General features: G+C 68.6%; 10 protein-coding genes. 4 read left to right on the top strand and 6 right to left on the bottom strand.

Features of this window, described 5'->3' with window-relative positions; genetic code table 11:
- Positions 1-331 precede the first annotated feature (331 nt).
- Together gntD (JK359_RS12170) and JK359_RS12165 are read right to left on the bottom strand one after the other, a co-directional pair.
- Positions 332-1,414 (bottom strand): guanitoxin biosynthesis L-enduracididine beta-hydroxylase GntD, encoded by a 1,083-nt coding sequence (gntD, locus tag JK359_RS12170; protein WP_201834906.1) that lies wholly within the window; start codon positions 1,412-1,414, stop codon positions 332-334.
- A 12-nt stretch (positions 1,415-1,426) separates the two neighbouring features.
- Positions 1,427-1,726: an ACT domain-containing protein gene (locus tag JK359_RS12165; protein ID WP_307788099.1), complete on the bottom strand. Its 300-nt coding sequence runs from the start codon at positions 1,724-1,726 to the stop codon at positions 1,427-1,429.
- 646 nt (positions 1,727-2,372) lie between these two features.
- Here JK359_RS12165 and JK359_RS12160 point away from each other — a divergent pair.
- Entirely contained in the window at positions 2,373-4,841 is a 2,469-nt protein-coding gene (locus tag JK359_RS12160; protein ID WP_201834904.1) for a non-ribosomal peptide synthetase, read from the top strand.
- Between the two features lie 82 nt (positions 4,842-4,923).
- Here JK359_RS12160 and JK359_RS12155 read toward each other — a convergent pair whose 3' ends face one another.
- From JK359_RS12155 to JK359_RS12140, 4 genes are all read right to left on the bottom strand, one after another.
- The gene (locus tag JK359_RS12155) at positions 4,924-6,162 is read right to left on the bottom strand and encodes a cytochrome P450 (RefSeq protein ID WP_201834902.1); all 1,239 of its coding nucleotides are present in this window, start codon (positions 6,160-6,162) and stop codon (positions 4,924-4,926) included.
- Complete coding sequence (locus tag JK359_RS12150; protein ID WP_201834901.1) at positions 6,159-9,842, bottom strand: non-ribosomal peptide synthetase; 3,684 nt, start codon at positions 9,840-9,842, stop codon at positions 6,159-6,161. The genes JK359_RS12155 and JK359_RS12150 overlap by 4 nt, the downstream gene beginning before the upstream one ends.
- Positions 9,843-10,310: 468 nt before the next feature.
- Positions 10,311-11,057 (bottom strand): thioesterase II family protein, encoded by a 747-nt coding sequence (locus tag JK359_RS12145; RefSeq protein WP_307788098.1) that lies wholly within the window; start codon positions 11,055-11,057, stop codon positions 10,311-10,313.
- A 115-nt stretch (positions 11,058-11,172) separates the two neighbouring features.
- Entirely contained in the window at positions 11,173-12,432 is a 1,260-nt protein-coding gene (locus JK359_RS12140) for an MFS transporter (protein ID WP_201834897.1), read from the bottom strand.
- An 837-nt stretch (positions 12,433-13,269) separates the two neighbouring features.
- On the opposite strand from JK359_RS12140, the gene JK359_RS12135 reads away from it, so the two are divergent.
- The 3 genes from JK359_RS12135 (at position 13,270) to gntD (JK359_RS12125) (ending at position 19,474) form a co-directional block, all read left to right on the top strand.
- Positions 13,270-17,085: a non-ribosomal peptide synthetase gene (locus JK359_RS12135; protein ID WP_201834895.1), complete on the top strand. Its 3,816-nt coding sequence runs from the start codon at positions 13,270-13,272 to the stop codon at positions 17,083-17,085.
- An 85-nt stretch (positions 17,086-17,170) separates the two neighbouring features.
- Complete coding sequence (locus JK359_RS12130) at positions 17,171-18,040, top strand: dimethylarginine dimethylaminohydrolase family protein (RefSeq protein WP_201834893.1); 870 nt, start codon at positions 17,171-17,173, stop codon at positions 18,038-18,040.
- Positions 18,041-18,451: 411 nt separating this feature from the next.
- Entirely contained in the window at positions 18,452-19,474 is a 1,023-nt protein-coding gene (gntD, locus tag JK359_RS12125) for a guanitoxin biosynthesis L-enduracididine beta-hydroxylase GntD (protein WP_307788078.1), read from the top strand.
- Positions 19,475-20,571 lie beyond the last annotated feature (1,097 nt).

Genomic DNA, 20,571 nt, shown 5'->3' with positions numbered 1-20,571 from the left:
CGTGCGGCGCAGCTCACCGATCCGGCCCAGCGGTGCGGAGTGACACCGTTCAGGGGGTTGCTGTCCCGGGCGCGCACGGCGGACCTGGCGGCCTTCCGGCTGTGGTCTCACAGTGCAGCAGCCGTGCGTTCGCGCCGCGGCCGAGGTCGAGTACACGTGCGTAGCCGCGTGGTACGGCCTCACGCAGCAACTGCTGCACCGACTCCCTACCTACGCGGTTGGAGATGGCATGAACGGAGTAAGCCAACTCGGAGACCCGTTGTGATCTCGTCGACGGCCTTCCTCGCCGGGTCCGTCAGGATCGGCGGACCCGCCGAGGAGGGAACGGTGGTCACACCAGGGCGCGACCGTGGGCGGTGTACCGACGGCCTGCTGCCCGGCGCAGGTCCGCGAGGACGTTGATCCGCCGCAGCCAGCGGTCGGTGCCGTCGTATCGTGCCGTGAAGGGCCGACGGCCGTGCACGGCACGCATGTTGTCCACGATGAGCAGATCTCCGGGGCAGAGGATCACATCGCGCAGGCTGGCGTCGAAGGCGGCGATCACCGTCTTGAGCGCCGCCGCCGCCTTGTCGTCCAGGTCCCTGGGCATGAACGCCGGATCGATCCGGAGGAACGGGGCGTCCTCGTCGCCGTACAGGACCGCCGTGCGCCGCGGGCTCTCGTTCATCTCGGCGATCTTCTCGAAGGCGTCCTCGACCCAGCTGGCCTTGTCCATGCCGGTCGTGTCGCTGTTGAAGGCTGCCGTGTGCGACTCGTCCGGCAGGATGACGAAGCGCTCCTCGAACAGCAACTCCCTTGTCCTGTCGTCCAGTTCCAGGTCCTGGAGCGGGGCGAACGTCGTGGGAACCCGATCACGGTTGCGGAGTCCGGCAAGCATGATCCAGTCGGCGCGCAGCGGGTGGAACGCGTCCTCGTTGTGCCACTCCAGATCAACAGTGGAGCTGGAGCCGAGCTGCTGGTGCTCGTGACCCTTGATCGGAAAGACATCCAGGGCCATGCGTCCGCGCTGCTGGGTGAGGTAGGAGACAGGATCGCCCAGCAGCGAACCGAGCAGCAGCAACAGTGCCGTGGCCCGGTCCGCCTCTCGACTCTCCGGCTCGCTGCCGTAGCTGGTCGGGGTGGGGCCGACGAGGGACTCGTCGATCGGCAGATTGGACAGCACCAGCCCGCCGTAGGGCCGTCCGGTCAACCGGAAGTCGGTCAACTGGGCCCGGATGCCCACCGGCACGTCATGAGCGGCGAGTGCTATCTGGTCGAGTCGCTGCTCGAGTGGAACGTCCCCGGGGTGATCGAGCAGGCTGTCCGCGAGCTCCTTGATCGCTGAGTGCTCCTCGGCGGTCAGCTCCAGACACGGCGCGCCGTCCAGCGGGCGCAGCGGAAGCTCGCCGGCGACTCGGGGGGTCGAGAGGTCCATCGAAGTGCTCTCCTAGTTGCTTCGGGTGGGTGATCGATGCTGCGCCCCCGCCTCGGCGACCCGGTGTCCGGCGGCGCGTAGCAGCTGGACGGCCAGGTCCAGCCGGCTGCCCGGGACCAGAATCAGGTCGGCGTCGTGGGTGGAGGCGACGAAGACGGGTACGCCGCCTGTCGCCAGCGGAGTGAGGAGAGCGGCGAGCATGCCTGGCACGTCCTGGCCGTGCGCGGTGTCACCGCTGTAGAGAGGCACCCATGTCTCCTGGGCGGACCCTGTCGTATCGGCCGATCGGTGCGGGTCGGCCGGATGTACCACGGTCAGGCCCTCTGGGCCGCGAACCGCGAAGAGCCAGTCTCCGGTGGGCTGTTCGTTCTCCGGGCGGAGGGTGATCACGTATCGTCCGGGGAGCGCACGAACACTCTGGGGGAGCACAGTGATGCGACCTGCCCTTCGAGGGTGCGTTCAGCCGGAATCGGATGGAGCGGACAAAAAGTGGGTGCTGCGACCGCGGTCTGCTGGATGGCGAGTATTCGGAGTGGGTTCGGCGCGGCGCGCGATGTTCGGACCCCATACCGCAAGCCCCCGTGCGGGCATGTCGACGAATACTGCTTCCCTCACCCCGCTCGTCGGCCCAGCTATCGATAGACAATGCCAGAGTGGCGATTGATCAGCAAGGTAGTAAGGAAAGGAAGTTGGGCAATTCGGAAGCAAGGGGAGAGGTTGAGTGGGGAGCCCGATACGCTCTTGACATACGTGATCATCTTTGAGCTATCGTGCGAATGGCGAGTGCCAGATGGCTCTGCCCACTGTGTCCCTGCTATTGCCCATACTTTTTCTGCGGTGCGATAGGGATTTTGGTGTCAAAATCGGCCGCCGACCGGTCCTCGGCCGTACGCCTCCATTGAGCTGAAGCGGGCGGTGCTGCCGCTTTGACGCATTGTCAGCTCTGGAGGAGCATCACATGATTCGCGAAAACGTACCTCCCACGGGCGCCGGGGTGGCGCGGGAGCTGACTCCGCTCCGGGCTCGCCTGACCGGGCCCGGAATCACTGGTCGGGCGGAGGAGTCCCTGCCGCTGACCGATGCCGCGCGCCGCGCGCTCGACCGGATCGCGGGCGGCCGGGCCGTGGAGGAGCTGGTGGTCGTGGTGGCCGCGGCCGCGGTCGTACTGGCCGCGGCGGAGGCGCAGGAGCAGGTAAGCGTCAACGTGCTCGATCCGCGGGGGCCGTTCGTCTGCACCGTGGACATCGCAGCTGCACAGTCCCCGCGTGATCTCGTGCTGGCGATCGACACCGAACTGCGGGCAGCACGTCCCGCGGATCCAGCACCGCCCGAAGCCGCGTTCGCCCTGTCCGTCGGTACGGAACGGCGGCCGGCGAAGGAGGTCGCAGGCACCGCGCTCCAGCTGACCCTGACCGGCGCTCCGGGCGGGCCGCGCACGCTGACCGCAGGTTTCTCCACCTCGTTGCTGGAGCAATGGTGGGCCGAGGTCGTGTTGCGCTCTCTGATCACCGTCCTTGAGGGCTTCAACGAGCCTGGCCGGAGCCTGACGGACGTCGAACTGATGGCCCCCCAGGACAGGGCGGCCGTCCTCGACCAGGGCTGTGGCCACTTCCAGGAATCGCACGAGGCAGGCACCCTGCTGAGCCCCTTCCTGCGACAAGCGGCTGAGAACCCCGACGCCGTCGCCGTGGTCGACGGTGACGACGAGATCAGCTACGGCATGCTGGCTCAGCAGATGGATCTCGTCGCGGGGCGGCTGCGAGAGCGGGGCGTAGCCCGCGGCGACCGGGTTGCCACCGTGCTGGGTAAGAGCGCGGACGCGGTGGCCGTGAGCCTCGGCATCCTGCGGGCGGGAGCGGCGTACGTTCCGCTGCCCGCGGATCTGCCGAAGGACCGGATCGCCTTCATCCTGGCTGACGCGGAGTGCGTCTTGGCGGTGGCCGAGGGCCCCACCGCCCTTGGCGGCACGAGTGTCCCGGTGGTGCCGCCCACCGAACTGACGGCCCCGGGAACGGTGCTGGCGCCCGCGGACGAGCCCGCCACCGACGACCTCGCGTACGTCATCTACACCTCCGGATCGACGGGCCGGCCCAAGGGAGTGCTGATCCGGCACGGAGCGATCGGCAGCTATCTGGCCTGGAAGCGGCGCTATCACGACCTGGGCCCCGAGACTCGGCTCCTTCAGGTTCCGTCGTTCGCCTTCGACAGCTCCGTCTCCGATCTGTTCTCAGTCCTGGGAAGCGGCGGACGGCTGATCCTGCTGAGCGAAGCGGACCGGCTCCAGCCGCAACGGGTGCGTGCGCTGGTGGAGCGGACCGGGGCGACGCACATCACACTGGTCCCGTCCCTCTACGCAGTGCTGATCGACGCGTTGGCCGCGCCCGGGTGCCTGCGGCTGGTCACGGTGGCCGGCGAGGCCACTCCGGCCGAACTCGTCGAGCGGCACCGCCGGCTGCTGCCCGGTACTCGCCTCGTCAACGAGTACGGGCCGACCGAGAACTCGGTCGGGGCCACCGCCTTCGACTACGACGACCGTCCGCAGCACGGGTTCCCCATCGGCCGGCCGATCGACAACACCGCGGTGTACGTGCTGGACGGGAAGGGGCGCATGGTGCCGCCCGGCTTCCCGGGCGAGATCCAGCTGGCGGGACCCGGCCTGGCCGCCGGTTATCTCAACCGGCCGGAGCTGACCGCCGAGGTCTTCGTCACGGCGGCTCAGGAGCCCGGCGGACGCAGGTACCGGACCGGCGACCGCGGATGGTGGACGCCGAACGGTCTGGAGTTCCTCGGCCGCGGCGACTCCCAAGTCAAGATCCACGGCAATCGCGTCGAGATCGGTGATGTCGAGGCAGGGCTCTGCGCCCTGCCCGGTGTGCACAGCGCCGTCGTTCTGCCCGTCACCGGGCCGGACGGCGCCCTCACCCTGGTCGGGTTCCTCACTGGCACCGTGGACGCGGGCACGGCGCGCGCAGCCGCACGGTCCGTGCTGCCGAGCTCCATGGTCCCGGGGCGCATGGAGGTCCTCGACGTGCTGCCACTCACGCGTAACGGAAAGGTGGACCGGGCCGTGCTCGCGGACCGGGCAGCGGTGGAGCTGTCCGCGCCGGCCCGTCGGCAGCCCGGACCGGCGGCGGAGCAGGAGCCGGCGGCGGCGCAGGAACCGGACGCGGCGCAGGAACCGGCTGTAGCGCAGGGGGCCGCCCTGGAGAGTCTGCAGGACACGGTGTCGCTGGTCTTCGCCGAGACCCTCGCGCTCGCCGAGGTCGGCCTCGACGACGACTTCTTCGACCTCGGTGGTCACAGCCTGATGGCCGTGATGCTCCTGACGGAGCTGGAGAGCCGGACAGGGATGCAGACGGACCTGGACGCCTTCTTCGCCGAGCCCACTGTGGCCGGTGTGTGCCGGACGATGGGCGGCGTCGTGTAGCAACGTCGTGTAGGAACACGGTACGAAAGGGGCCGACGGGAGAGATCCCGTCGGCCCCTTCGGCGTGTGGCCCGTCACCAGCTCAGCGACGCAGCTCCACCGGGAGGCTGCTGACCCCGCTGAGGAAGTTGGAGTAGAAGCGCCCCACTGGGCCGGTGAGTTCCGCCCCTGCGACCAAGGCGCGCAGCGCCTCGAACAAGGCACTCAGTTCGATCCGCCCCAGCTGGGCGCCCACGCAGAAGTGAGGGCCGAAACCGAAGCTGACATGGCGGTTCGGCCGGCGGCCGCCGTCGAAGGTCTCCGGGTTGGTGAAGACGCGCTCGTCCCAGTTGGCGGAGGTGTTCCAAAGGGTGACCACGTCCCCCTTGGTGATCTGCTGCCCGCCGAGCTCGGTGTCGCGCAGTGCCGTCCGGCCCACGTGGATCGCCGGGGTGGTCCACCGCATGACCTCCTCCACCAGCGACTCGACCGAGATCTCACCGCTCTTGAACCGGGCCCACTGCTCCGGGTGTTCCATCAGGGCCAGCAGCCCGCCGACCATGCCCAGACGGGTGGTCTCGTCGCCACCGAGGACCAGGCTGTAGCAGTTGAAGACGATCACGTCGTCGCGTAGCGGACTGCCGTCCAGTTCACTGGTCGTCAGCATGCTCAACAGGTCGTCGCCGGGATCGGCCCGCAGCCGGCGGACGTGCTGCGAGAAGTAGACGAGGATCTCGCTCTGGGCCAACTGCGCTTCCCGCGCGGTCTGCCCGGGGACGTCCGAGCCCAGGGCCGAGTTGGCCAGTTTCATGATGTATTCACTGTCGGAGTCGGCCACGCCCAGCAGTTCGCAGATCGCGGCGATCGGAATGTGGGCTGCGACGTCCTTCATGAAGTCGCAGCGGCCGCGCTCCACCGCCCGGGCCACGAGCTTGTGGGTGGCCGCGCGGGTCGATGCCCCGAGCCGGTCCAGGAGTTCGGGGGAGAACCCGCGCTGCACCAGCCGGCGCACTCCGCGGTGCTGCTCGCCGTCCGACACCGCGAGCATCCGCCCGGACGACGAGTCTCCACCGTGCAGCAGGGTGTCCATGACATTCCCCGACGCCGATCCGAAGTCCTGGGGCCGCCGGTAGGCGTCCATCACGTCGGCGTGCCGGGAGACCACCCAGAACCCGTCCTGGCCCGGGACGTGGTCGTGGCGGGCGACGGGGTTCTCTTGGCGCCTGCGGCGCCACCATTCGGTGAGATCGAACTCCGCATGCACCGAGGGGTCGGCCAGATTCACGTCCGTCCACTCAGCCGGCTGGGGACGCCGCTGTGCGGCGGGGTGCGGGACGCTCATCCGTTGCCGCCCTCACCGATCGCGGTGTCGAACCGGAAGCCGCCGAAGCCCGCCACCGTGGGGGTGTGCGGAGCGGTCGGCGTACCGAGGCCCGGCCGGGACCACGGCGCACCGGGTTCGGTGGCCAGGACCGTGAGGGCGAGCCGCCACCGGTCCAGGAACAGCAGAGCGGTGTCCTCGTCGTAGAGGTCACTGTCGTACTGGAGGATCAGGGTGAGCCCGTCACGGTGCTCGCAGCCCTGGAACGACAGATCGCACAGGCCGGAATCCAACGGGACCACCTGTCCCGAGAGTGTGAGTCCCGGGGCCGTACCCGCCTCGCTGCGGCGGTAGCACGTCACGAACACGTCGAACAGCGCGTTGCGCAAGGGGACGATCGGCATCGCCAGGCGGTCCACCACGTGGTGGAAGGGGATCCGCGCGTAGTCGATCGCCGCGTGCATCTGCTCCGCGACCTCGGCGAGCAGCTCCGCGAGGGAAGTCGGCCCCATCCGCAGGCGCAGGACCGTGGAGTTGGCTCCGTTGGTGAGGTGCTCGGACAGGCCGAGCTGACCCCGTAGATTGACCGGCGTGCCGAGGCAGATGTCCTTGTGGCCGGTGGAGCGGCTGAGCGCGACGGCGACGGCGGCCGCGAGCGGAGCAGCGAGGCCGGTACGAGCCTGCCGGGCAACCTCGCGCAGGGAGCCGGTCAGCTCGGCGCCGAACTCGACCTCGACGGTCGTCGTCCGCGCGCCGGCGGGGCGGGCGCGGGGGTTGTCCACGGGCAGCGGGAGCGCGGCCGGCGGAGGTGTGAGCACCTCACGCCAGTGGTCGAGCTGCCCGTCGAAGGCCCCCTTCGCCAACAGCTGGGACTCGGTTCGGCCGACCGCCAGCGGGTCACGTGTCAGGGGCGGCAGGGCGTCCGCCGTTCCTTCGTAGGCGGCTACCAGGTCACGCGCGAGGATGTCGATGCCCGGGCCGTCGCTGACGATGTGGTGACAGACCGTCAGCAGGCGGTGGTGGCCGCCGGGCAGGCGGAACAGAGTGGTGCGCAGAGCGGGACCGACGGCCAGGTCGATCGGCAGGTTGGCGCGCCGGCGGACGGCCTCGGCACATTCCGCCTCCGGGTCGGCCGCCTCACTCAGGTCGAGCACCTCGAGCGCCAGCTCCGGGCCGTCCAGCGAGACCTGAGGAGCACCATTGACCTCGCGCACGGTCGCTTGCAGCATCGGATGCCGCAGACGGAGGGCCTTCAGCGCCGCGCGCAGACGTTCGGTGTCGACCGCGCCGCCACAGGCGAAGAGCGTCGGCACGTTGTAGGCGGCGTCGTCCTCCGGCCGCGCCTGCCGGAGCAGCCACTGCCAGGACTGCACCGGCAGCAGACCGAGTCCGCCCTCGTCGGAGGCCGGCTCCGCGGTCGCTCCCCCGGTGGTGGCGAGGAGTTGGGCGATGCGGTGGGTGAGGGATGCGGGGGTGGGGTGTTCGAAGAGGTCGCGAGCGCGGATGTCCGTCCGGTAGTGGTCGTTGAGGCGTGCGGCGATTTCGGCGACGCCGAGGCTGTGGCCTCCAGCGGCGAAGAAGTCCTGGTCGGGGGCGATTTCGGGGACGCCGAGGACGACGGCGAAGGCGGCGCTGACCTCGGCGAGGATCTCGCGGTTCGCCGTGTGGTCGGAGCCGGTCGCAGGCCCGGAGGGCTCCGACAGCGGCCTGCGGGCCAGTACCGTACGGTCGATCTTGCCGTTGGGGGTGTACGGGATATCGGTGAGCGCCACGAAGGCGCTGGGAATCATGTAGTACGGCAGCAGATCGGCCAGTTGCTCCCGCAGGTGTGCGGGGGACGGCAGCTCGGCGCCCGGAGCCGGGATCAGGTGGGCGACCAGGAGCCGCTCCGTATCGGTCTCATGGACCACGGAGATCGCGGTGTCGATGCCCGGCAGGGCGGCGAGCACCGTCTCCACCTCGCCGAGCTCGACCCGGAAACCGCGGAGCTTGACCTGGTTGTCCTTGCGGCCACGGAAGTCGATGGCCCCGTCGGGGCGGAAACTCGCGAGGTCGCCGGTGCGGTACAGCGTGCTGTCGCCGTCGAGTTCGGGCCGTACGACGAACTTCGCCGCCGTGGCCTCCGGCAGTCCTGCATAACCTGCCCCGACTCCCAGGCCACCGATGTACAGCTCTCCCACGGCACCGGGCGCGGCAAGTCCGCCCCAGGGATCCACCAGCCACATACGCAGGTTGGTCATCGGCCGCCCGATCGAGGGAGCCGGCTCGGAGGAGCCTGCGTGACAGTAGTGCCAGGACTGCAGGGCGGTGGCCTCGGTGGGACCGAAGGCGTAGATCATGTCGCGGCCTGGCTGCCAGCGGTCGACGAGGTCCTGGCTGAACAGCTCGCCGGCTGTGATGACGGTCCGGATGCCGGGGAAGTCGGCGGGATCGAGTCTGATGAGTAGCGGTGAGAACGGGAAGAACGTGTCGGCTTCGGTCTCCCGGACACATTCGGCCAGGCCCTTTGCCGAGATCAGTTCGTCGTCGAAGGGCACTACTGCGGCACCGGCGTACAGCGGGGCGAGCAGTTCCCACACGTTGGCGTCGAATCCGGGGCTCGCCAGGCTCAACGAGCGCCGCCCCGGGCGGAGACCGAACTGCCTGGCGGAGGCGTGCATGAGGTTGCGCAAACCGATCTCACGGATTGCGACGCCCTTCGGGACACCGGTCGAACCAGAGGTGTGCATGACATAGACCACCGACTCCGGCGCGGCCGCCACCGGCCACTCGCAGTCCGGGGAGGGAGAGCCGGTCGGCAGATCCAGCACCACTGGGATGCGCCGTGCGTGAGGGATCAGTTCGTGGGTCGAGGGCACCGTCAGAACGGTCGGGGACTCGCCCTGGACGATCTGCTGGATCCGGGCCTGCGGGTAGGCGGGGTCGACCGGAACGCATACGATGCCGGCGCCGAGGGCGGCCGTCCAGGCGACCACGAGTTCGGCGGAGCGGGGGAGACAGACGTAGACCGAGTCGCCCCGTCGGATCCCTGCCCGCGCCAGCTGCCCCGCCACCGTACGCGCCAGATCCTGCAGTTCCTGGCGGCTCAGGGTGCGGTCACGGGTGATGACCGCAGGGGCGTCCGGGTCCTCGGCGGCGAGATCGGCGATGGCCTGGGCGACCGTACGCGGCGGGACTTCGGCGGTGGTGTCGTTGAGTTCGATCACCAGGCGGTTGCGCTCGTCGGTGGTCAGGAACGGCAGCCGGGACAACGAGGCATCGGCGGTGGCCGGGTCGGCGAGATGGTCGGCGACGCGCTGGATGAGCCCGCTGAGCCGCTCGGCCGTCGCGGTGCGTGCCCAGGCCGGACCGGTGGCCACGTGCACGGTCCGCTGGGCGTCGTCGAGGCGCACGAGCAGGTCGAGGTCGGCCGGCGCGGGACAGTTTCCGGTGAGGTCGACGAGCCGTCCGGCGTCGAGGGACGGTGCCGGCTCGGCGTCCAGCAGACCCGACCTCGTGGCAGCCAGAAGAGTGGCGGACACGGCGGTGGCGTCGGTGGACACACGGACCGTACGCGCGGAGCCGTTCTGCCACACCGTCAGCGTCTGGTCGGCGTCGCCGTCGAAGTGGCCCATTACGGCGATGGTCGCGGCGAGCAGGACGTCGGGCCCGGGAACGGGGCGGAGTGTTGGAGCGTGAGTCGTCGGCTCGGCAGACGTCATGGCGGGGTCCTTTCGGTGTGCTGGTGGTGCGATGGGCTGCCGGAACCGGAGGCTGCTGCGGGACCCGCTGCCTGCGGGCCCCAGCCGATCAGAAGCGGAGCCGCGGGGCGGCGCAGGTCGGCAGACTTGCGTAGATCGTGCGTGGCGTTGATCCGCTTGAGCCGGCGGTCGGTACCGTCGTGGCGCGCTGTGAAGGAGGTGCGGGAGTGCACGACCCGGTGGTTGTTGCGGAAGACCAAGTCAACGGTGGCCATCGGGCAGCGCTGCGGGACTGTTCCAGCAGCTCGTTGATGCCGGCGGAGGCACGTGCCGCCTCGCCGTCGCCGTCTACGGGAGTCACGAGCGAGGCGTCGAATCGCAGCAGGGGGGCGCGGCGGGCGCCGAACAGTACGGAGAGTGGTTCACGGTCGTTGATGATCCCCTCGACGCCGGCGACGGGCTCGGTCCGCGGTGGGATGCGCGGGGTGGTCACGGTGCCTCCTCGTCGACCGAGGCACGGTCTGTGGAGTGAAGCCCCCGGGCGTGCCCGCCTCGTGGCCGTACCCCGGTGACGATGCGGCGGAGTTCGTCGATGACGGAACGCGGATCGGCCAGGTGGTAGAGGTGGCCGCCGGGGAATGTGCGGAACGTCGTGCCCGCGGAGGAGTGGCGACTCCACCGCTGGACGCCGTCATGGGACACCCCGGGGTCGTCTGCCCCGCGCCAGACGTCGAGCGGGCAGGGAAGGGGGGGCCCGGCGGTGGGGACGTAGGCGTCGCACATGGCGAGGTCACCGCGCAGCGGTCTGGTCACGAGCCGGACCAGACGGTCGTTGCGGGCGATGTCGGCCGGTATCGCGTCCTGCTCGATCAGTTCGGCGACCAGTTCTGCGTCGTCCAGGCCGTCGATGCCGCTGAGCGGCAACGGTTCGTCGGGCGGCAGGGCGGCCGAGGCTACGAAGTGCTCGGGCCAGCGGTCGTGCCGGGTGCCGAGGACCTGGGCCAGCTGGTAGCCCAGGAGTGCACCCATGCTGTGTCCGACGACGACGTAGGGCAGTTGGAGGCGGCTGAGCAACTCCGGTACCAGTGCGTCCAGTACTTCTGCCATGTGGGTGGCCGGCGGCTCGCGCCACCTGTTCTCCCGGCCAGGCAGCTGTACGGCGAGTAGGGAGACTTCAGGGCTGAGCAACCGCTGCCAAGAGCGGAACTGGTAGGCCCCGGAGCCTGCATGTGGCACGCACACGAGGTGGACGCGTGCAGTCCGGGGCGGGTCCCAGGCGATCAGCCCGCCGGTGTCAGCGGTCAACGGAAGCACTTCCCAGCGGACGGACCGGCCGGGCACACGGTGGCCCTCATACGGGCGACGAAGGAGCTGTGTGATGCTCCAGGTCGTCGCCCTCGGCCGGCTCTTCGCCCTGGTCGGCGCCGCGGTGGCGCAGACCAGGCAGACAGAACAACGTCACAGCCATCAGACCGACACCGGCGATGGCGAGGGAGGTCCGGGGCGCCAGCGCGCTGGCGACGAATCCGCCGACGGCGTAGGCCAGAGCGCTGCCCGCGAAGGCGGCGGAGGAGAGCGCGCCACCCACACGTCCCAGCATCTCGGCCGGTACGCCCTTCTGCAGCAGGGTCTCTTCACCGATCATCGCGACGCTGTTGCCCACGCCCATCAGGGCCTGGGCCGCCACGGCCACCGCCAGGATCGGAGCCATGCTGGTGAGCGCGATACCCAGTCCGGCGATGAACCATCCTCCGGCCAGTAGGGTCACGGCCGAGAGCTTGGTCGTGGACCGGGTCAGCCAGAGTGACGCAAGGACCATCGCCGCCCCTGAACCGGTTCCGAGCAGACCGAAGCCGAACGAACCGGAGTCGAGGACGTCGCGGGCGAGGAAGACCAGGACGACATTGTCCAACGAGGCGAACATGATGCCGAAGAGCAGCACGAGGAAAATAGCCCGAGCCGTCCGGTGCCGCCATGTGAAGGCAATACCCGCGCCGACCCCCGCGAGGAATCCGGACGAGCCGGTGTCCGAGGAGCCGACGGGCTCCATTCGGGGGAGGCCGAGCAGCAGAGCGGCACCGATGAAGAAGCTGACCGCATTGACCAGCAGTGCGCCGCTGGGTTCGATCAGCGCGGCGGCCGTGCCGCCCAGGACCGGGCCGAGTGCCGCCTGGAGATTGAACGCGGTACCCATCCAGGCGTTGGCGGACACCAGCTGATCAGTGTCGACCAGCCGGGGCATGACCGTACGGCCGGCGGCATTGAAGATCGTGGACAGTGACGACGCGAGTGCGACGAGGGGCACGAGGAGAATCGTGTGCGACGGCACCAGGGCGATGGCGATGAAGACGACGCCCTGCCCGATTTCTGCCGACAGAAGAAGGCGCTTGATTTCGAAACGGTCGGGGAGCGCGCCCGCAATGGGTCCGAAGAATCTGGGTACCGCCTGAGCCAGCAACAGCGCCGCGACCCCGGTAGGGCTCGCCCCGCTGCCGGTAATCAGAAGCAACAGTGCGACGGTGGCAATGCCGTCTCCCACCAAGGAAACCGATCTGGCGGACCAGTACCGCCTGAATGCCGGATTCGCACGGAAGATGCGGAATGAACTCACACAGTTCCTTCATTCAGGGAGGAGTGCATCAAGGGTGGCCTTATTCCGCCGACCGGCGCTGATTGTTGATCCCCCGAAGTACCTTTGGCAAGAGCCTCGACCGTAAGCCGATCGCAACAAGCGACCACAACTTAGCCGCTCACGATCTTGCCTCTCAATCGAATTCTTTGTGATGCAGATCACCTTGGCTCCTGGTCGCCACCGTGGCGCACCACGTCGAACCCCGTCAGGGTCGTGCCGGGGGAGACTCCACTGACCCGCTCGCTCCAACGGCCAAGGCCATGTGCGGCTAACTCGCCGCAAATGGATCAATGTTGACGAAGTGTCCGATACCTCTTGAAGCGCGCCGGGAGGATCAGCCGAGTGGGGCCGAGCAGGCTCTCCTGGGTGAATGGGTGGGCCCCGGTCTCGGTGAAGGAGTCGCCGGCGACCCCCTCGGGCGTCAGTCCGACGGACCCTGCGGGAGACGGTCGAGGTACTGCTGTCGGGGCTTCGGCGGTCTAACTACGGAAGTGTGTGGCGGCATGGCCAATACCGCCGGCCAGGCGCTGGACTCATTCCTTCAAAACAGCGGTGGAGGCCGCGCCTGGCGACTGCCGGCGTCGACTCTCGATTGGGTGCTGTGATGCCAATCACATTGATGGTGTGCGATCATCATGATTGGATAACTTTTCAACCGTTCAATGTGAACGGGAAAGTGCCCTGCGGGAATTTTATGTGGCCGGAAACGATTAACTCGTATACAACTGATCTCCCGCCACCCAGAGCTCTTTCAGGGAGAAATCGTTGTTGGAACCCGCAGCTATCCGAGCGCACTGGGCTACCGCACTTCGGGGCATGAGCCGGGAAGACCTCTTTCCGGCGGGTGGCGCCACCGTGACCGCCCCTGGTGCTGTGGTGGTTCCACCGGCGCGGGCGGCTGTGCTGCGGCACCTCGCCGGTGACGATCCAACCGGTCTCCATCTGCTGCTCATCGCCGCCACCCGCCTCGCCATGGCTCGGTTCGGGGCCGCCAAGGACCTCGCGGTCCTCTGCCCGGCGCCCGGCATGAGCAGCGGCGAGGTGCTGCTGCGCACAGTGCTCGGTCCGGACACCAAGGTGAGCGACTTCCTCCAGGAGCTGCACCGGGATCTGGCCGAGGCGTCCGCGCTGCCGTGGCAGGACCGGGCTGCGCTGATCGCTCGGCTCGACGCGGTCGGTGAGGCCGACGGCTCCGCTGTCGCTCAACTCGCCGTCGCCTGGGGTGAGGCACAGCTCACCGCCCCCGCTGAGATGCTCGTGCACGGCCAACTGGCGGCCGACGGCGGTATCCGGCTGCAGGTGGTCGGCTCCGACGGCAAGGTTCCCGCTGTCGGAGCGGACCTGCCTCGTTGCCTCGCCGCCACCCTCGACGCCATAGCCGCTGACCCGTATCGGACGGCCGCCGAGATCGACCCGCTGAGCCCCGGGCAACGTGCCGAGCTAGAGGCGTGGAGCGGCCTGCCGCTGCTCGCAGCCTTCCCGCCCCGGACGCTGACGGACCTCGCCGATGCCTCGGCCGGCCGCTGGCCTGACCGGGTGGCGGTCGTCGAGTCCGGTCTCTCCTGGACGCACGGGGAACTCGCCACACGCTCCCACCGCGTGGCCAGGCATTTGACCGACAAGTACGGCATCCGGCCCGGTGACCGGGTCGCGGTCGCCGTGCCCCGCGGTGGCGACCTCATCCTGGCCACCCTTGCCGTGCTCAGGGCCGGCGCCGTGTACGTCCCGATCGATCCGCGGCACCCGGCCGCGCGGGTTCAGCACCTCATCGACAGCAGCGCGGCATGCCTCGTCATCGGCGACGTCACCACGGGGGACAGCCGGCTGCCGGTTCTGTCAGCCCTCGAACTGCGCGCCGCTTCCGAGGCCGCCGGGGAGCCCGCCGCGGCGTCGCCCTTGCCCGGGCCCCGGCCGCAGGACGACGCAGTCGTCTTCTTCACCTCGGGCTCAACCGGCCTGCCCAAGCCCGTCGTGCTGAGGCATGACCAGATCGCCCACCACGTGGTCATGTCAGCCGATCTGCTCGGCGTCGACGAGAGCCTGCGCTGTGCGCTGCTGTCCGCGATCTCCGCCGACCCCACCGCTTTCCAGATCTTCCTCGCCGTCGCCGTGGGCGGCGCTCTGGTCGCCATCGGCGCGCCGGACGAGCTGGATCCGCTCACCTTCTGGGACCGGATACGCGAGTACGAGGTCACGATGGTGAACTGCGTGCCCAGCCTGCTCTCCACCATGCTGGAGGTGCTCCCGCCGGACGCCGGGCTCGAACTGCCCTACCTGGTGCTGGGCAGCGACACGATTCCCCGTGGTCTGCTCGACCGCACCCGGGGGCGGCTGAGGATCGGCACGTTCGTCAACGTCTACGGGCCAACCGAGACCACTATGTCCTGCACGACGTTCCACTGCTCGGGTGGAGAGGCGGTCTCCCTGTCAGCGGTCCCCATCGGCCGTCCGAACCCCGGCTTCGGCGTGCTGGTGCTGACGTCGAGCGGCGACCTCGCGCCGGTGGGTGTACCGGGCGAGATATACGTCGTAGGCCCTGCTGTCGCGGCCGGGGGCTACCTCGGCGTGCCGGAGGCCACCGCCATGCGGTTCGTCGACTGCCCGATACCGGGTCTCGGCCGGGCCTTCCGCACCGGCGACCTGGCACGCTGGAACGTGGAAGGGACGCTGCACTTCCTCGGTCGCAACGATGACCAGGTCAAGCTGCACGGCAACCGAGTCGAGCCCGGCGAGGTCGAACAGACACTGGTCGGACTCGACGGCGTCCGCGAGGCGGTCGTCCTGCCCCGGCCGGTCGGTGTGAACGGTGTGGTCCTGGGCGCCTGGTACACCGCCGACGGCGACGTCGAGCCCGAGACCGTCCGCGCCGCGCTGGCCGAGCTCCTTCCGGCGCACATGGTGCCCAGGTTGCTGCGGCAAGTGGGCGAGCTGCCGAGGACCCCGCACGGCAAGATCGACCGGCTCGCGCTGGCTACCGAGTCCGCGCCCGAGGCGGAAGGCACCTGGATCCCCGTCGACGATGCCGACCACGCGGTGGCCGCCGCCTGGGAGACGGTGTTCGGCCACCCACCGCAGTCGGCGGATGAGGACTTCTTCGAGGCCGGCGGACACAGTCTTACCGCTGCCCAGTTGGTCGGTGTGCTCTGCACCGACCCGGCGGCCCAAGGCCTCTCGATCCGCCAGGTGTTCAGCGCCCGTTCTCCCCGCGCCCTCGCCGAGGCGCTGCGCGAGATGCCCGCCCGCGACCCCGAGCCGAACCCCACCGGCACACCGGCCCCGGCCGGCGGCAGGCCGTCCCGCTGGCCCGCGACCAACGCCCAGGCCCGCCTCTGGCTGCTGGAGTCCCTCGACGAGGAGGAGGTCCGCACCTACAACATGGTCGAGGCCTACCAGCTGACCCGGGCACTGGATCCGGCCGCGCTGGAGGCGGCAGTCGGCTACCTGACGGACCGGCACGAGGCGCTGCGCACAGTGTTCGAGATGTCCGCCGAGCAGGGGTCCAGCGAACTCTGGCAGGTGGTCCGGCCCGCCGGTCGGCTCAGAGTCCGGCCACGGCTCCAGCGTGTCTCGCCGGACACCTTCGACGAGGCCCTGGCCAAGGCCCGGGCGGAGGAGGCACGGTGGCGCTTCGACCTGGCCGCGGGCCCACTGTTCCGGCTGCGCTGCCTCACCACCACCGGCCGGCCGCCGGTGCTACTCCTCAACGTCCACCACGCGGTCAACGACGCCTGGTCATACAGCGTCCTGATGCACGACCTGCTGACCGCGGCCCGGGCCTTCGAGCGCGGCGAGCGGCCGCGTCTGCCGGAGGTGGCCGGCTACGTGGCCCATGCCGCAGCGCTGGACACCCGGCTTTCCGGCAGCCAGGGTGAGGAGCACGCCAGGTACTGGCGGGCGGCGCTGGCCGACCTCCCACCCGCTCCAGCGCTCCCCGGAGACCTGGTCCCGGGCCCGCGCCGCACCAACGCGGGCGGCTTCGCCCGCGTAGTCCTGGATGAGCGGGCGACCGAGGGCGTCCGGGCCCTCGCGGTCCGCACCGGCGCCACCCCGTTCATGGTGTACACCGCCGCCGTCAGGGCTTTGCTGTACCGGCTTACCGGTGCCGTCGACATGTCGCTGGGTACCGTCTCCGCCGGGCGCCCCACGCCCGATCTCGCTCACGAGGCGGGCCTGTTCGTCAATACCGTAGTGCTGCGCACCGTGCTCAACCCGTCCGCCGGCTTCAGCCGGCTCGTCGAAGACTGTGTGCGCACCGCACTGGACGCCCAGGAACACGAGGAGTACCCCTTCGACCGACTGGTCCGGGACCTCGGCCTGCCACGGGACCAGGGCCGCAACCCGCTCTTCGACGTACTCGTGGAAACCGTTGTCTCGGGCACTGCCGGGATGGCGCCTTCCGACGGCGGAGAGACCGTGCATCATCTGCCGGCGGACGACCAGGTCTCGGACTTCGACCTGTCGTTCAGCTTCCTGATCCCGCCGCCGGCTTCGTCCGAGTGTGCCGAGGTGTGGGTCGGCCATCGCCGCGACCTGTTCACCTGGGAATGCGCCACGCAGCTGGGCGAGCGGCTGGGGGCGCTGCTCACCGAGCTCCTGGCTGCCCCCGACGCGCCGTTGACCGCCGCGCCGTGATCGTCGGCCGGGCCGCTGGCGCCGTAAGGCCGGGGCACGCCACAACCAGGATGCACACCCATCGAGAGAAAGCAGCTCAGTCCTGATGCACAATGTCGAGAAAAGCACCTTGGTTGCAGCGGACTCCGTGTCGGCGCGGGTCGGGTCCGGGCGAAGGTTCTTGCTCTGCCGACCTTCGCACTTCGATGTGACCTTCGAAATCAACCCATGGATGAACCGGGAGAACCGGCCGGACCGCGAGCGCAGCTTTTCGGAGTGGGAAGGCCTGCGCCAAGCCTTGGAAGGCTGCGGCGCCCAGACGTTCGCCCAGGATTCCGTCGAGGGCTTGAGTGACATGGTGTTCCCGGCGGACATCGCCGTGGTCAGGGGCGGCCGGTTTCTGCGGGCGAAGTTCCGCCATGAGGAACGGCGCGCCGAGGCGGCGTACGGGGCCGCTTGGTTGACCACGAATGGTTTCGCCGAGCTCGAACCGCTGACAGACGCCGAGGCGTTCCTCGAGGGCGGTGATGTGCTCGCCTTCGCCGATGCCCTTGTGGCGGGCCATGGCTTCCGGACCACGCGATCCGCGCACGAGCACATGGCCGCGGTCTTTCAGAGCGAGGTCGTGAGCATCCAGCTGCGAGACCCGCGCCTGTACCACCTGGACATGTCGTTCTGCCCCCTTGACTCCCGCACCGCGATCATGGCTCCTTCGGCATGGGACGAAAAGAGCAGGAAGCGGGTGCTCGACCTGGTCCCGGATCCACTGGTCGTGAGCGAGGCGGAGGCCATGAACTTCAGCGCCAACTCCGTTGTCATCGGGAAGAACGTCGTGATGTCCGCCTGCTCCGATGGCCTGGCCGCCGCGCTGGAAGCCCGTGGTATCACGGTGGTGGTCAGTTCGATCGGCGAGTTCCTGAAGGCGGGAGGCGGTATCCGCTGCATGACGCTCGACCTGAATCTTGGTTCCCGGTAGCCACGCCGGCGCCGGTCCCCGCGTGATGCCAAGCCGCTTTCCCTCGTCGAACCGGCCTGGCGGACCCGCTTGCGTAGCGGTTGACACCCACCCGACCTGATCGCTCCCCGTGCGGGCTGCACGCCTCGGCGCGGGGTGGTGGTCGATGAATGACACGAGCTCGAGCGTCCAGGCTCATATCTTCACTGGTCAAAGCAGCAGCTTTGAGGGCAGCTCGTGCACGACATGACGACGATCATCGATGTACGAGCCGGAGAGGCGCAAGAGGGACCGATCTGCGCCTTCCGTGCTTGCTCCTGCCATTGGGGTAGCGGTAGACATCGCAAAGTCTCCGGGCCAACTTCTCTATTGGTCCCCCGCTGGGTCTTGTCAGCGATCCCATTATTCCCTGAACGAGAAAAGAAGATATCAGTGAGTCACTATCACGGAATCCTGAACTACGAGCTCTCGGTCGAGGAAGTCTGCTCCTTGGAGCAGCTGCTGGCTGACCCGGATGTTGACTACAGCGATCCCGGGGAGCAGGTGTTCCATGACAACGCCTGGGAGCTGGTGTCGCGTGTTCCGATCGGATTGCGTAGATTCTTGGAGGAATTTCGACGTAATGACTCGGCTGCCGCCTTCCTCTTGCACGGCTTTGGCGTCGACGACAGTGCTGTCGGCCCGACGCCCCGCGACTGGGCCGAGGCCGCAGCCGCCGGACGCACCCGCCGCGAAGAGCTGTTTCTCTCACTGATCAGCAAGTGCCTCGGCGAAGTGTTCAGCTGGCCGACATTGCAATCCGGCCGCATGATCCAGAATGTGCTGCCCATCGCTGGCGAAGAAGGCCAGCAAAGTGGCCACGGCAGTGAAGTGCTGTTGGAGTGGCACACCGAGGATGCTTTTCATCCCTATCGCTGTGACTACCTCGCCCTTTTCGGCATTCGTAATCACGACCGGGTGCCGACGACCCTGGCGTCCATTCGTGACGTGCACTTGTCGGCACCCGCCCGCCAGGTGCTGTCCGAGCGGCGCTTCTACATTCTGCCCGACGACGAGCATCTGCGTCAGCTCGCCGTTGAGCGGCCCGATGACCCCGGATTGCTGCGGATGCGTGCAATGAGGGAAGACCCCGAACCGGTCGCAGTTCTCTTCGGTGCCACGGACTCACCATATCTGCGCATCGATCCTTTCTTCATGCGCTGCGCTGATGGTGATGTCGAGGCAGAATTGGCGCTCAAGGAACTGGTGACGGAACTGGAGCGGGTACAACAGGATGTGGTGGTCGATGCGGGCGCGTTGCTGGTCGTCGACAATTACCTTGCAGCCCATGGGCGTCGCGCTTTCACGGCACGCTACGACGGCACCGACCGCTGGCTGCAGAAAACGGTAATTACCCGTGATCTCCGCAAGTCGCGGGCCGCGCGGGATTGCGCCGCGGCTCGCATTGTGGTGTGATCTTGAAGTTGATCTCGGCGGGCTTGATGTTCTCTGTACTCCATAGGCACTCCACAGGCGGGTTCAGAGTGCCGGTGAGTATGTGAATGTACAGGGCACGGCGGTGTGACGATGTGCGCTGGAGCATTGCGAACGCAACGAAGCCCCGGTTGACGAGGGTGACCTCTCAAGTCGCCCTGCGGAACCGGAGTTTCGATGTACGTCAGCCCTCTCCACTGTCTGCCTGGTCAAGTCGCCGGCGGCCGGCACCGGGCGATCGGGCAGTGGGTACCGAGCGCACCGCAGGACGCAGTTGCCCAGCTCGGCGCCCGCACCGTTACGGTCTGCGCATCGCGCATGGTACGGCGACGAGTCGGCGGATGCTGAACCCTGCCTGCCCCGGCGGCCAAGACCAACGAAGTCGAGGAAAAGAAGGTCGACCGCGGGTTCACCGTGAAACGCAGCCAGAAAAACCCGCACCGCCAACTCGCCCCTCTTCCCTGGGGCGAAGGCGAGCGCGCAAGCCTACGACCGGCTACGTCGTCACGGACCTGGCCGGCCGGGAAGCCTCCCCCGAACACATCGCGAACATCGTCCGCTCACCATGGGCCATCGGTAACAGGCTCCACTTCGTCCGCGACACCACTTTCGACCGGGGACGCCTGCAAGGCCCGCAACGGACACGGCCCGGACAACATGGCCGGCTTCCGCCGACCGCTGGACCTCCTCGGCCGGCAATGTCCCTGCCCCGCTACGCACCCAACCGGCTCTACCCAACCACCGGCGCAGTCACGGAACTTGCACGAGACTTGGCCCTGCACCGGGCCGAAACCCGCGCGGCTGTCTCGAGTCATTGCACGATTCTCGTTGGAGTTCCCTGCGTTCAAAAGCGGGATTTCGCACGAACTGTGTGCAGCGGTGAACGGAGTTCTTGGCGGATGACCTGCGGTCTGGCCGACGACAGAACTCAAGAAGCGCACGAAGGACTTGTCTGTCGAAGAGGTGAATTGTGTGAGACGAGGATTGGTCAGGCTTGGGTATGGTGGGTGGGGCGACCCTTCCGACTCACACCTCGTCGTCCCCCGACCCGACCGCTCACGCCTACGAGGCAGTCAAGC

This window comes from Streptomyces actinomycinicus, from assembly GCF_016741775.1.
GTDB lineage: Bacteria > Actinomycetota > Actinomycetes > Streptomycetales > Streptomycetaceae > Streptomyces > Streptomyces actinomycinicus.
This window is presented reverse-complemented; position numbering and strand designations above follow the sequence as displayed.

Bases quoted from the DNA above. Each gene is read 5' to 3' on its own strand.
- gntD (WP_201834906.1), bottom strand. From the start codon at position 1,414: ATGGACCTCTCGACCCCCCGAGTCGCCGGCGAGCTTCCGCTGCGCCCG.
- JK359_RS12160 (WP_201834904.1), top strand. From the start codon at position 2,373: ATGATTCGCGAAAACGTACCTCCCACGGGCGCCGGGGTGGCGCGGGAG.
- JK359_RS12155 (WP_201834902.1), bottom strand. From the start codon at position 6,162: ATGAGCGTCCCGCACCCCGCCGCACAGCGGCGTCCCCAGCCGGCTGAG.
- JK359_RS12150 (WP_201834901.1), bottom strand. From the start codon at position 9,842: ATGACGTCTGCCGAGCCGACGACTCACGCTCCAACACTCCGCCCCGTT.
- JK359_RS12135 (WP_201834895.1), top strand. From the start codon at position 13,270: ATGAGCCGGGAAGACCTCTTTCCGGCGGGTGGCGCCACCGTGACCGCC.
- JK359_RS12130 (WP_201834893.1), top strand. From the start codon at position 17,171: ATGCACAATGTCGAGAAAAGCACCTTGGTTGCAGCGGACTCCGTGTCG.